Source organism: Collinsella sp. AF31-11 (assembly GCF_003475605.1).
In the GTDB taxonomy this organism is placed as follows: Bacteria; Actinomycetota; Coriobacteriia; order Coriobacteriales; family Coriobacteriaceae; genus Collinsella.
Genome location: NZ_QRQS01000004.1, coordinates 72,186 through 84,796 on the forward strand (window position 1 = coordinate 72,186; position 12,611 = coordinate 84,796).

A 12,611-nucleotide genomic window follows, 5' to 3' on the forward strand; every position below is an offset into this window, starting at 1 on the left:
TGCTTCTAACACGTGCGTGCTTACGATATAGCAAGTACTTCACACTCGTGATTCGAAAGGAATGACCATGGCTGAGAAGAAGGTTGCCAACGTCATTAAGCTCCAGATTCCTGCTGGTGCCGCTAACCCCGCTCCTCCCGTCGGCCCTGCCCTGGGCGCTGCTGGCGTGAACATCATGCAGTTCTGCCAGGCCTTTAACGCCGAGACGCAGGACAAGAAGGGCGACATCATCCCCGTTGAGATCTCTGTCTACGAGGATAAGTCCTTCTCCTTCATCACCAAGACCCCGCCGGCGGCTCACCTCATCAAGAAGGAGCTGAACCTCAAGTCTGGTTCCGCTAAGCCCCAGGCCGACAAGGTTGGTCAGCTCTCCCAGGAGCAGCTCACCAAGATCGCCGAGATCAAGATGCCGGACCTCAATGCCAACGACATTGACGCCGCCAAGAAGATCATCGCCGGTACCGCCCGCTCCATGGGCGTCACCATCGCTGAGTAGCGATTTCTTTAGGTAATGACGGGTGTTCCGACCGGGGCGCCCGTTATATGTGTGCAATAGGGCACACGATACGATGTGGGAGGGCTCACGCCCGTTTAACCACAGGAGGTATTGCACATGGCTAAGCATGGTAAGAGCTATAACGCCGCTGCCGAGAAGATCGACCGCGCCACGCTCTACACCCCCCTTCAGGCTGCCAAGCTCATCAAGGAGCTCGACACCGCCAAGTTCGACGAGACCGTCGAGGCCCACTTCCGTCTGGGCATCGATACTCGTAAGGCTGACCAGAACATCCGTGGTTCCATCTCCCTGCCCCACGGCACCGGCAAGACCGTTCGTGTTGCCGTCTTCGCCGAGGGCGAGAAGGCCCGCGAGGCCGAGGCCGCCGGTGCCGACATCATCGGTTCCGACGAGCTCGTCGCCCAGATCCAGAAGGGCGAGATCAACTTCGACGCCGCTATTGCTACGCCGAACATGATGGCCAAGGTTGGCCGCATCGGTAAGATTCTTGGTCCCCGTGGCCTTATGCCGAACCCCAAACTCGGCACCGTGACCATGGACGTCGCCAAGATGGTCTCCGAGCTCAAGGCTGGCCGCGTTGAGTACCGCGCCGACCGCTACGGCATCTGCCACGTGCCCCTGGGCAAGAAGTCCTTCTCTGAGCAGCAGCTCGTCGAGAACTACGCTGCCCTGTACACCGAGATCCTGCGCGTCAAGCCCTCTTCTGCTAAGGGCAAGTACGTCAAGTCCATCTCCGTGTCTTCCACCATGGGCCCTGGCGTCAAGGTCGATCCCGCTGTCCAGCGTGACTTCCTGGCTGAGTAACTGCTAGTTACTGCCTCAGCAAAGCAAGCATTGCTAAAGAAACCCGGTTCTGCCTCGTGCAGGACCGGGTTTCTTGCTATCTCGGGCCAAAACCGCCACAAAGGGGACAGGCACCTTCGTGGTGGTTTTGCCTCGGTTGCTCCAAAATCCCCATTGTGCGTCGTTTCGACTGTGTTGCACTTTAGCGCGATGTAGTGAATACCCGAGGTTGAAAGGAGCCAGACATGTTCTATAACACGCAGCAGCTCCTAGGCCTAGCGCTACTAGATGGGATAGCGCGCTAGGGTTGCAATCTCGCTATAACGATGAGTTATAGCGGGTGCGCTATCGTCCGCTGCTTTTGGGCGTGATGAGCGACACGGGTATTTTTCTATCTTGGGGCACTCCATCTCTCCTGAAAGCCATCTGTATCTCAGGCCTATCAGGAGGAAATCATGAGTCGCAAAATCGCAATCTTTGACACTACGCTGCGCGACGGGGAGCAGCCTCCCGGCGTCAGCATGAATACTGAGGGAAAATCGTTATCGCACGTCAGCTGGTGCGCATGAACGTCGATGTGATCGAGGCGGGCTTTCCCATCTCGAGCCCCGGCGATTTTCGCTCGGTGCAGGAGATTGGCAAGATCGCGGGCGACCGGTGCACGGTATGGAGTCTCACCCGTGCGGTCGACTAGGATATCGAAGTGGCCGCAGAAGCCCTCAAGACGGCTCAGAGGCCCCGTATCCATACTGGCCTGGGATAAGCCCCAGCCATCTGCTCGACAAGCTCCATATGACCGAGGATGAGGCTAGCATCAGTCGGTGGCCCTAAGTGGGATTCGACCGATCCGGCGGCCCCACGCCGCGAGCTTACCGGCGGCATTTACTTTGGCAAGCACGATCGTTTCTACGACGAGGACGGCGCGGGCGCTAATGGCGCTGCGGGCCAGCGTGCGGTCGATGTGATGGAGTACCGCGAGTTCGAGGTGGAGCGCATTGCCCGTCAAGCGTTCGAAGCGGCCCGCAAGCGTCGCGGTGACGTGACGAGTGTGGATAAGCGCAACGTGCTGGAGACGAGCCGCATGTGGCGCGAGGTCGTGCATCGCGTGCATGATGAAGAGTGCCCCGATGTGCAGCTCGAAGACCTGCTCGTCGATAACGCCGCTATGCAGCTCATCAACCGACCGGGCGACTTTGACGTCGTAGTTACGGAGAACATGTTCGGCGACATTCTCTCCGACGATGCTGCACAGATTACGGGCTCGCTCGGCATGCTCGCCTCTGCTTCGCTGGGCGACGGCGTTTCGCTGTTCGAGCCGAGCGCTGGCAGCGCGCCCGATATCGCAGGGTTCGGTATTGCCAATCCGCTCGCACAGATCCTGTCGGCGGCAATGCTGCTCACGTACGCGCTCGACATGGGCGAGCAGGCCGTCTTAGTCGAAAATGCCGTGGCCCATGTGCTCGACGAGGATTGGCGTACCCGCGACATCGCCGACGCCAACACCCCTGCCGAAAAGATCCTCCGCACCGCTCAGATGGGCGATAAGGTCATCGCCGCCCTATAGCGTCGAGAGTCCGGAACCACCACAAAGGTGCCTGTCCCCTTTGTGGTGGTTACCAGGGGGTTCTGGCGGTCGAGGACTCGATGGCCTCGTGGCGCTTGAGCTCGCGGCGCATGGTTTGCGAATTGAGCCAGGCTGCTTGCCAGCCACGGATGGGGTAGCGCGTCTCGTCGAGTTCAAACTGCGTATAGCCGCAGGCGTTGATGATCGTTGCCCCGCATGCGTGCTGACGCTCGCGCTGAAAATCGCAACCGTAGCTTTGGTGCACATGCCCGTGCACCATGTAGTCCGGATTCCAGGATTCGAGTGCCGTGTTAAAGCATTCGAATCCTCGATGCGGTAGATCATCCAGATCGCCCACGCCGGCGGCGGGCGCATGGGTGAGCAAGATGTCGCAGCCGCCGACCATCCTCACTTTGTGGGACAGCTTGCGCACGCGCTTGGCCATCTCGCGTTCGGTGTACATGTTGGCGCCATCTCGGTAGCGCATGGAGCCGCCAAGCCCCGCAATGCGAACGCCGCGATACACGTACACGGTGTCTTCGACACAGATGCAGCCGCCCGGTGCATGACGTGCGTAGCGGTCATCGTGGTTGCCGCGGACGTAGATGAGCGGTTTGTTGATGACCGTGACCAAAAACTCAAGATAGTCCGGGTCCAGGTCGCCGGCAGACAGAATCAGGTCGACACCCTCAAGGCGCTCCTTGCGAAAGCACTCCCAAAGGCATCGTTCTTCGGTATCTGCTATGGCAAGGATCTTCATAGGGCGGTAACCCCCGGCTCATCGTCGAGCTGCGGAATGGTGCCCACCACGTTGTCCGCCAGCCAATTCATCTCGACAATCTGCGTGCTCGGCAGTGGGGGAAAGCCCTCAATCTGCACCACGCCGTCTTGGCTATGGAGCTCGCCGCCAAATGGATTGATGGAGCCCTCGACGATGCCATTGCGGAGTAGCTGAACAAGCTTGCGCGTCTGGTAGGGTAGGCCCGGAGCATAACGGATGTCGATAACACCTGAGCTCATGCCGTACCAGTAGTTGACGGCGCGAACCTGGCTGTCGTCACTGGTCTCATCCCAGGTGCCATGCAGCAGGCTTCGCACGATAAGCTCGTAGTATCGGCCCCAGTTCCATACCGGCATGGCAATGCCGACAGCCTTGCCTTCGACCAGACGGTGGAGTCCGTAGGCCGTGGGGTCTTCGAGTGACTTTGACATGTCGGCGCCGGTCATGACGCTCACACCTTCGCGGCACATGGCCTCGGCAAGGCCTCCGGCGGGCACATCGCCCCAGGTCAGGATAATTTGCGCACGGGGGTCGAGCAGCGAGGCGCCAATCGCAAAGGCGTTGATCTCGCTGAGCGCGCCCGAGGCGAAGACCGACGCGTGGTAACCGATGCGGTGGTTGTCCGCCATGCTGGCGGCAAGGGCGCCCAAGAGAAATTTGGCCTCGTACATCTTGCCAAAGTACGAACGGACGCTTTGGTGGGGAAGGCCGATAGAGCAGTTGAGGAATCGCACCTGAGGATACTCGACGGCAGCCCTGAGCGTGTATTCCATCAGGCGGTGCGAGGTCGAGAAAATGACGTTTGCTCCATGTATGACAGCCGTTTCCACGGCGGCGTAGAACACGTCCGGATCGTGGCAGTTTTCGAACGCCTCGGTGCGCACGATGCCGCCAAAGTGCTCGTCAAGATATTGGCGCCCTTGATCGTGCAGGCTGACCCAGCTCGATGTCGCACAGGGGAATTCGTGGATAAAGGCGATGCGCAGGGGATTGGTCGCCGAGTAGACGGTCTTGCCCATAAAGAAGTTGAGCACGCCGGAGGTGGACTTGGCGGGCGACTCTTCCTCGTTGGGTTGAGGGGCTTCGACAAGATCGACCTTGTCCTCGTCACTTTTGCCGGCAATGACCAGCTCGCGCCAAATCTTGCACAGGCGGTTAACGACGATATCCGTCGGCGTATCCAGCAGGCGGTCCTGGTTGTACACATTGAGGTAGACGAGCATGGCGTCGGCGGGCGTAATGTCCAGATGGTCGCCACCTGCGCGAAGGTAGGCGCGCTTAAAGAGCAGGAAGGTGTGGCGCAGGTAGTCGACCTTTTTCTGCGGCCATTTTTCGATAAGGTTCTGACCGAGCATCTTGGCGAGCGTCTCGTAGCTTCCCTCGCGCGAGAACTCGATCTCGTATAGGGGACAGACGTGCCAAAACGCACAGAACTCACCGTACAGGCGGCTTTCGACGGAATCCCATTTGCCGGGGTAGAGACGGGTGACCTTGGAGGAAACCGTTGGGGCGTCCAGGAATTTGAGGACACTGACGCGCTTGTTGCCCTCTTGGACGTAAAACCGATGCATGAACTCGGTTACGATGACGGGATCGCGATAGCCCTCGGTCACCTGGATGTCGTAGAGGTTGGACCACTTGCGGGCGAACTCGGTGTTAAACGGCAGCAGGGGCATAAAGTTGCACGAAAAGGCGGACTGGCGGCCCTTGGTAACCGTACCGGCGACCATTTCGAGCGGAATATCCCGCAGGCCGACGTTCTCTCGCTGACCTAAGGAGAGCTGAGCAACCAGGCTATCGAGGTCCGTAAGGTACGGGTGCTCGCTTTGGCTGATGGCGCGACGGCGTCCCTGCTCGCCGCGCTTGCGTGCTTGACGATAGGCCTCTTCCATGGTGTCTACTCCCTTAGTCGTTTAAACAACTATATATACCATGGTACCACGAATGAAAACCACCACAAAGGTGCCTGTCCCCTTTGTGGTGGTTTAGGCAATGATGGGGGCGATGGCGCGGATGCAGGCGTCGGCAGCGGTGAAAGTGGTGCTGTCGTCGCTGACGATAAAGATAATCTTTCCTTTGATGCCAAAGTCGCCGATCTCGCTAAAGAGCACGTAGGGCTCCTTATCAAAGCCCGAGATGGGCGAGACGGCCGTTTTGGTTGCGCTCGTGAGCTCGTCTGCCAGCGCGTCAAGGGAAGCCCATTTAGACGTGTCCTTTACGGCAACGGGCACGGCCACGCGCCCAAAGGGCATCAGATGCACGAGTGTGTTCTTGGAGATGTTGGAGTTGGGCACAATGATGGTCTGTCCACAGGCATCTTCGATGGTCGTGTGGCGCCAGGTGATGTCTTGGACCACGCCGGATACGCCGCCGACCTCGATATTGTCGCCGGGCTTGATGATGCCCATAAACGTCACTTGCATGCCGCCGATAAGGTTTGAGAGAGTGTCCTGAAAGCCGAGCGAGATGGCGATGCCGCCGACGCCAAGAGCGGCGACGAGTGCGTTTGCGTTGATGCCAAAACAGTTGTCGAGGATAAAGCTGCCGCCGATCATCCAGATGACGGCGCGCGCGATGTTGATGAAGATGCTCGATGAAGGGAGTGGGTTATCGTCGCGGTTAAGCAGGTGGTGCAGGGTCTTGGACGCGACTTTGGCGGCAACGGCGGTGCCGATGGCCAAGATGCCGGCCCAGATGATGTTGTGGACCCATCGTTGTGCAAAGAAATGAAGAATTGGCTCAAACAATTCCATGTAGGGAAACCTCCTCATGATCGTCCAACCATGATACCCACCAAGAAGCCCGTCCGATCAAATTCTGACGGGCTTCTGTGCTCGATATAAGGTTTGCACGGCGGGCCTGCAAGGCCCGGCGGTGTAGCTTAGCGTCGACGCTTCCAGATAATGCCGAGAATGATGATGACGATGCCGCCGATGAGGCATGCGCCGACCATAGCCAGCGTGCGGTCTCCCGTTGCGGCGAGCTTACCGGTCGTCTTCTTGGTGATGACCTTCGTGGTCGTCGTATCCGTCTGAGGCGAGGGCTCAGGCGTCGGGGCCGGTGTGGGCGTGGGGTCCACGGCGGCGGAGCCAAAGCTGATGGTGCCCGCGAGCGAGGCCATCTTGCTCTCCCAGCTGTTCTGCCCGATCAGCGCCCTTAGTGCTGACTCGCAGGTACCCCACTCGGTGTGCTTGGTGGCGTTTGCGAAGGTGGGGAAGTCGGTCGTGTTGGTGATGATGTAGTTGTTGGTGGCGACGGTATAGGTCTTGGCGGGGTCGAGCGTGCTGCCATCCTTGGTGAGTGTGGCACTCACGATGCGCTTGCCTTCGGACTGCGTCCAATCGATTGTCACGTTGATGCCGCCGAAGGAAAGGACACTGCCGGAGTCGTCGCGCCACTTGTACATGTCTTGCGCCTCCTGCTCGGTGTGGCCGGCCGCCACGTAGGCTTGCTGAAGCTCGTAGCTGTGATTGCACTCGTCACTGATCTGCAGCGAGTGCTCGAGCGCTGCCAGGAAGTCCGCACCGGTCATGGTCCAGGTCTCCACGGTGTTGCCGTAGGGCGAGATAGCGATGACGTTGCCGGCGGTCACATTGCCCGCCGCGATGCCGCCGCGGATGCCGCCCGCGTTCTCGATGGCAAGGTCTGCGCCCGTCAGGTCAAGATAGGAGCCGCAGATCACATGTCCGATGGTCTGGGTCTTGGTGGTGTCGCCCTTCTTGCTGGGACGGAAATCGGTGGTGCGCACCATTTCCCAACCATGCGTGCCTGCGGCGTCCTCGCCGTAGAAATAATTGGTAGAGCTCGTGCCGAGCACCTCGCTCGATGCGGCGCTAAAGGCATCGTCGAGCGGCTTGATCTTGTTGTTGCTGACCTCATCAAGGATGCTCTGATAGGTGGAGCCCTTGTTGGGGTCGGTCAAAAGAACGTTTACGTCCTTGGCGGTATAGAGCTTCTCGTCGCTTTTGCCTGCGTATACCGCCACCGTGTCATCGTCGGTGCTTTCGGTGCCCTTGGTGTCGTACTCGTAGGGGACGGAAAGCAGTCCCACCTCGGCAAAGGCACTGCCCGCCTCGACAACGTGGATTGTCTTGCCGTCGGCTCCCGTCACCTTCTCGTTAAGGTTGATGTGCTCGTGGCCTGCGATAAGGGCATCGACGCCACGGAGCCGCGTGGCAAAGGTCTTGGCGTCGAGCGTGTGCGCGATACACACAACAACATCGCAGCCCTCCTTGCGCAGCTGCTCCGCCTCGGCATTGATGGCGTTCGCGGCACTCGAGAAGCTGGTGCCCGCGACCAGGTCCGCGCGCAGCGAGGAACCTAGCGACTCATCCATGGCTCCGACGACGCCGACCTTAATCTTGTAGTTAAACGTGGAACTGTCCTCGCCGTCCTTCCAAGTGCGGTTGAGCGTCTTGGTGATGCTCGAGCTCCATACGCCGTTCGAGGACGTTGCATTCGCGCAAAGCATGGCGAAGGGCGTGCCGGTGGTGCTGTGGCCGGTCATGGCGCGGAGCTTGTCCGCGCCGTAGCTCCAGTCGTGGTTGCCCGGCGTGGTCGCGTCGTAGCCGTCGGCATAGAAGGTGTCCATGAGCTCGGCGATGCTTTTGCCCTCGCTCATGGTGGCGAAGGACTGTCCATGGAAGGTGTCACCAGCATCGAGCAGAAGATCGGGGGCGTTGCCCTGGGCACTATAGAGGACTGCCAGTCCGTCAAAGCCCACAGTGTCGGTGCCCTTGCTTGCGTTGTAGCTGTACTTGTAACTGCCGTGGATATCGTTGGTGTGCATGACGGTCACGGAGTCGTTGATCGCCTGGGGCAGATTGCTCGCAAGGGCGAGGCTGGGTGCGCCAGCGAACACGCCGGCAAGCAGCGCGGCGGTTAACGCAAGGCGGGGGACGAATCTTTTCATGGCAGTCTCCTTAGTCCTTAACAAAAACCACCACAAAGGTGCCTGTCCCCTTTGTGGTGGTTTTCTAAGTCGTTAGCTTAGCAGCATGCGGTCGTTGGCGAGCTCGCCGCCCGAGACCTCCTCGAACTTCTGCAGCAGGTCGGCGACGGTGAGCGACTTTTTCTCGTTGCCTGCCACATCGTAGATCACGTGGCCCTCGTGCATCATGATCAGACGGTTGCCCAGACGGATGGCGTCGTTCATGTTGTGTGTGACCATGAGTGTGGTCAGGTGGTTCTCGTCGACGATTTCCTCGGTCAGGTTGAGCACCTTCGATGCCGTCTTGGGGTCGAGGGCCGCCGTGTGCTCGTCGAGCAGCAGCAGGCGCGGCTTGGTGAGCGTGGCCATCAGCAGGGTGAGTGCCTGGCGCTGGCCACCCGAGAGCAGGCCGACCTTAGCGTTGAGGCGCGTATCCAGACCAAGGTCCAGACGCTTGAGCAGCTCAACGTACTCGTCCTTCTCGGCCTTGGTGACGCCCCACGAAAGACCGCGATGCTGGCCGCGGCGCTTGGCGAGGGCCAGGTTCTCGGCGATCTGCATGTCGGCTGCGGTGCCGCGCATGGGGTCCTGGAACACACGGCCCAGGTACTTGGCGCGCTGCGACTCGCCCAGGCGCGAGATATCGGTGCCGTCGAGCTCGATAACGCCCGAATCGAGCGGATACACGCCGGCGATCATGTTGAGCAGCGTGGACTTGCCGGCGCCGTTGCCGCCAATCACGGTTACAAAGTCGCCGTCGTTAAGGGTGAGGTCGACGCCGGTGAGCGCGCGCTTCTCGGTGACGGTGCCCTTGTTAAAGGTCTTCTTGACGTGTGAGAGCTTAAGCATCTGCCTCATCTCCCTTCGTGTAGGAGCTGCGGAGCTTATAGCGCTCCCAAACCACGGGCACGCACAGGGCCACGGCCACGATCACGGCGGAGAGCAGCTTCATGTCGTTGGCGTCCATGCCCAGCTGCAGCACGATGGCGCGGATAAGGAAGTACACCACGGAGCCAAAGACGGCGGAGGCAAGACGGACGCTAAACTGCGTGAGTCCGCCGGGTAGCAGGCGACCGAGCACCTCGCCGATGACGATGGCGGCAAGGCCGATAACGATGGCGCCTGTGCCCATGCCAATGTCGGCATACTTTTGGCTCTGGCAGATAAGCGCACCCGAAAGGCCGATGAGGGCGTTGGAGAGCACGAGAGCGATCATCTTGGTGGAGTTGGTGTTAACGCCCAAGGCGCGGATCATGTACTCGTTGTTGCCGGTGGCGCGAAGCGCCGAGCCGATCTCGGTACCAAAGAACCAGTACAGGATGGCAACGATGGCCACGGCGAGCAGGATGCCCAAGATGATGGCAACGGTGGACTGCGGCAGGCCCGTCATGTTGCTAACAGACGAGAAGATGGTGCCCTTGGCAAGGATGGGCGTGTTGGATTTGCCCATGATGCGCAGGTTGACGGACCACAGGCTGATCTGGGTGAGGATTCCGGCGAGGATCGCGGGAATCTCGAAGACGGTGGTCAGAATGCCCGTGACCGCGCCTGCGATGGCGCCGGCGCACATGCCGGCCAGCACGGCGAGCAGCGGGTCGACGTTATTGTTGACGATGAGTACGGCGCAGACGCAGCCGCCGAGGGCAAAGCTGCCGTCGCAGGTCATATCGGGGATGTCGAGCAGGCGGAACGTGATAAACACGCCAAGCACCATAATGCCCCAGAGGACGCCCTGCGAAACGGCGCCCTGCAATGCAATGAGCATGCTTCATACCTCCTAGGATAGGGTGGACACGTGATGTTCCATAATAGCGGTAACAATGTATAAAAGAGCTGCGGACGGTTGTTTTGTCTCATCCGAAACAAGCAGGGCGAACGCCGGTCTTTAGCGTTCGCCCCAAGGACTCAGATATTGAATAACGCAGCTATGGCGCGAGAACGAACCCTAGATGCGTTATGGCGCATGGTGCTACTCGTCCAGGGCGGAAAGGTCGATGCCCAGCACCTCGGCCATCTCGTCGTTCTTGACGACGACCAAGTCCTTGCTCGAGAGGTGCTCGATAGCCATATCCTCGGGCTTGGCCTCGCCCTTCAGGATCTTAACGGCCATCTCGCCCGCGGCATAGCCCAGGTCCTCATAGTTGATGGAGAGGGTGAACAGACCGCCGGCCTTGCACATGCCCTCCTCGCCGGTAACGAAGGGGAGCTTGTTCTCCTTGCAGATCTGACCGACCTGCGAAGCGCCCGCGGCGATGGTGTTGTCGGTGGGGGAGTAGAGCGCGTCGACCTTGCCCACGGCGGACTCGACGACGGACTGGATCTCGTTGGAGCTCGAGACGGTGAAGTCGGTGTACTCCAGGCCAAGCTTGTCGAGTTCCTTCTTGGCGGCCTTGATTTGGACGTCGGAGTTGGACTCGGCGGTGCAGTAGAGCAGGCCGACCTTCTTTACGTCGGGCAGGACCTTCTGCATCATCTCGAGTTGCTCGGCGACCGGGGTAAGGTCGGAGGCGCCGGTGACGTTGGTGCCGGGCCTGTCGTTGTCCTGGACCAGGCCGGAGGCGGCGTAGTCGGTGATGGCGCAGCCCACGATGGGGATATCCGCCGTGGCACCGGCAGCAGCCTGTGCGGCGGGCGTGGCGATGGCGTAGATCAGGTCGACGCCATCGCCCACGAACTTGTCGGCGATGGACTTACACGTGGACTGGTCGTTCTGGGCGTTCTTCTGGTCGATCTTGACCTTAAGGCCGCTTTTCTTGATGGCCTTGACAAAGCCGTTGTTGGCGGCATCGAGTGCGGAGTGCTCGGTGAGCTGCAGAACGCCGATGGTGTAGTCGGAACCGGCGGCAGCAGAGCCGGAACCAGAGTTGCCGCCGCATCCGGCGAGCGGGGCGAGCGCGAGCAGGCCGGCGGAGACCAGAAGGCTCCTGCGGCTGATGGTGATGTCCTTCATATCATTACCCCCAGTATAAAAATGGCTGGAAACACTGCACTGGGACAAAGTGCAAGTGGAACTATAGTAACGCCGATGTCCATTTTTACAACAGCCTGGCGGGTTTTTTAATACAGAACCGGATAGGCGGTACGGGTAGTCGAATGGGTGACGGAGATGCTTATGCGGCGGAGACGGCGTCATCATCCTCGTCCAGGGCGGCAAAGAGTTTCTTGCCGTCAAGGAGGCGCGTGCTGACGTTTCTCATACGGGTGATCTCGACGGTGCGCAGCGTATCGTCGGTGCCTCGGGCGTTGTAGACCGTTCCCAGCAGATACGAGATGCCATCGCGCTGCCTGATGGCAAAGGGTCGGAGCGTCATCCGCACCGCTTCGGTTTCGCCACGGGCGAGGGTGCTCGAGATATCAAAGCTGACGGTCGTTCCGTGGTCGATGGCCTGCTCGATGAGCTCGCACGTGTCGATGCGCTTGATGGGCGTGCGTGTTGCCTTGGTAGCCTTGCTGCTTGCGCTTGGAGCGGGTTCGGGTGTATCGAGGTAGTCGCGAACGTCGGCACTCGCCATGGCAACTAAATGCTGCGCCATGCTCTTGCGGATAGCGATAGGCGTGGAGCGGTTGCGCATGACCATGCCGTGGAGCCGGATGATCTCTTCATCGGTGAGCGGGCGGGTAAGAAGTTTGTAGCCCACGCCGCGTTTGTAGTCGATTTCGTATCCGGCGTGACGAAGCGCGGATATCGAGGTGTAGATGCTGCGCCGCGCCGCCGAGATGGGCATGCGGGTGGGGTCATCGGGGTGGGCGAGGTGCTCGATTAACTCATCGGAAAGCAATGCCTTGTCTTCGCCGGTGTTTTCGCTCAAGAGCTGCAGGATGCGCACGGCGCGATAGGCCGCCATCGAGGCGGCGCCTCTGGTCGTGGTCTCATAGTTTTCAACAACGGCTTCGGTCATAACGCCCACGTCCTTTCCATTTTGGGTGGCGACGGTACGGAGCCTAGGACGCGGGGCTTGCCTAGGGGCGCAAGGCGCTCTGGGCGGTCGGTAGTTGTCGGCAAGCGGCGGGTCGAGTTTTCAACAGCCCTGCTCAA

General features: G+C 60.0%; 12 protein-coding genes. 4 read left to right on the plus strand and 8 right to left on the minus strand.

The features are described from left to right. Positions 1-67: 67 nt before the first annotated feature. From rplK to DWZ22_RS03455, 4 genes are all read left to right on the plus strand, one after another. Positions 68-496, plus strand: coding sequence for a 50S ribosomal protein L11 (rplK, locus tag DWZ22_RS03440; protein ID WP_022093893.1), 429 nt, complete (start codon positions 68-70; stop codon positions 494-496). 117 nt (positions 497-613) lie between these two features. Next, a complete protein-coding gene (gene rplA / locus DWZ22_RS03445; RefSeq protein WP_022093892.1) occupies positions 614-1,321 on the plus strand; it encodes a 50S ribosomal protein L1 in 708 nt (235 codons plus the stop codon). A gap of 544 nt (positions 1,322-1,865) precedes the next feature. Beyond that, positions 1,866-1,994, plus strand: coding sequence for a hypothetical protein (locus DWZ22_RS10385; protein ID WP_233546434.1), 129 nt, complete (start codon positions 1,866-1,868; stop codon positions 1,992-1,994). Positions 1,995-2,102: 108 nt separating this feature from the next. Then, positions 2,103-2,864: an isocitrate/isopropylmalate family dehydrogenase gene (locus DWZ22_RS03455; protein ID WP_118405441.1), complete on the plus strand. Its 762-nt coding sequence runs from the start codon at positions 2,103-2,105 to the stop codon at positions 2,862-2,864. Positions 2,865-2,913: 49 nt separating this feature from the next. On the opposite strand, the gene DWZ22_RS03460 is transcribed toward DWZ22_RS03455, so the two are convergent. The 8 genes from DWZ22_RS03460 to DWZ22_RS03495 all read right to left on the minus strand — a co-directional run bounded on the left by DWZ22_RS03460 (position 2,914) and on the right by DWZ22_RS03495 (position 12,474). After that, positions 2,914-3,624 carry a metallophosphoesterase gene (locus DWZ22_RS03460; protein ID WP_118405442.1) on the minus strand — a complete coding sequence of 237 codons (711 nt, stop codon included), beginning with the start codon at positions 3,622-3,624 and terminating at the stop codon, positions 2,914-2,916. Beyond that, the gene (locus DWZ22_RS03465; RefSeq protein ID WP_118405443.1) at positions 3,621-5,537 is read right to left on the minus strand and encodes a BMP family ABC transporter substrate-binding protein; all 1,917 of its coding nucleotides are present in this window, start codon (positions 5,535-5,537) and stop codon (positions 3,621-3,623) included. Before DWZ22_RS03465 ends, DWZ22_RS03460 begins: the two co-directional genes overlap by 4 nt. A gap of 93 nt (positions 5,538-5,630) precedes the next feature. Beyond that, complete coding sequence (locus tag DWZ22_RS03470; RefSeq protein ID WP_118405444.1) at positions 5,631-6,398, minus strand: mechanosensitive ion channel family protein; 768 nt, start codon at positions 6,396-6,398, stop codon at positions 5,631-5,633. Between the two features lie 128 nt (positions 6,399-6,526). Beyond that, on the minus strand, positions 6,527-8,557 hold the full coding sequence (locus DWZ22_RS03475) for a bifunctional UDP-sugar hydrolase/5'-nucleotidase (protein ID WP_118405445.1): 2,031 nt from the start codon (positions 8,555-8,557) through the stop codon (positions 6,527-6,529). A gap of 72 nt (positions 8,558-8,629) precedes the next feature. Beyond that, on the minus strand, positions 8,630-9,424 hold the full coding sequence (locus DWZ22_RS03480) for an ABC transporter ATP-binding protein (protein ID WP_118272908.1): 795 nt from the start codon (positions 9,422-9,424) through the stop codon (positions 8,630-8,632). Next, a complete protein-coding gene (locus DWZ22_RS03485) occupies positions 9,417-10,340 on the minus strand; it encodes an ABC transporter permease (RefSeq protein ID WP_118345150.1) in 924 nt (307 codons plus the stop codon). The genes DWZ22_RS03480 and DWZ22_RS03485 overlap by 8 nt, the downstream gene beginning before the upstream one ends. 204 nt (positions 10,341-10,544) lie before the next feature. Next, positions 10,545-11,525 carry an ABC transporter substrate-binding protein gene (locus DWZ22_RS03490; protein ID WP_117734309.1) on the minus strand — a complete coding sequence of 327 codons (981 nt, stop codon included), beginning with the start codon at positions 11,523-11,525 and terminating at the stop codon, positions 10,545-10,547. A gap of 160 nt (positions 11,526-11,685) precedes the next feature. Then, positions 11,686-12,474 (minus strand): hypothetical protein, encoded by a 789-nt coding sequence (locus DWZ22_RS03495; protein ID WP_118405446.1) that lies wholly within the window; start codon positions 12,472-12,474, stop codon positions 11,686-11,688. Positions 12,475-12,611: the final 137 nt, after the last annotated feature.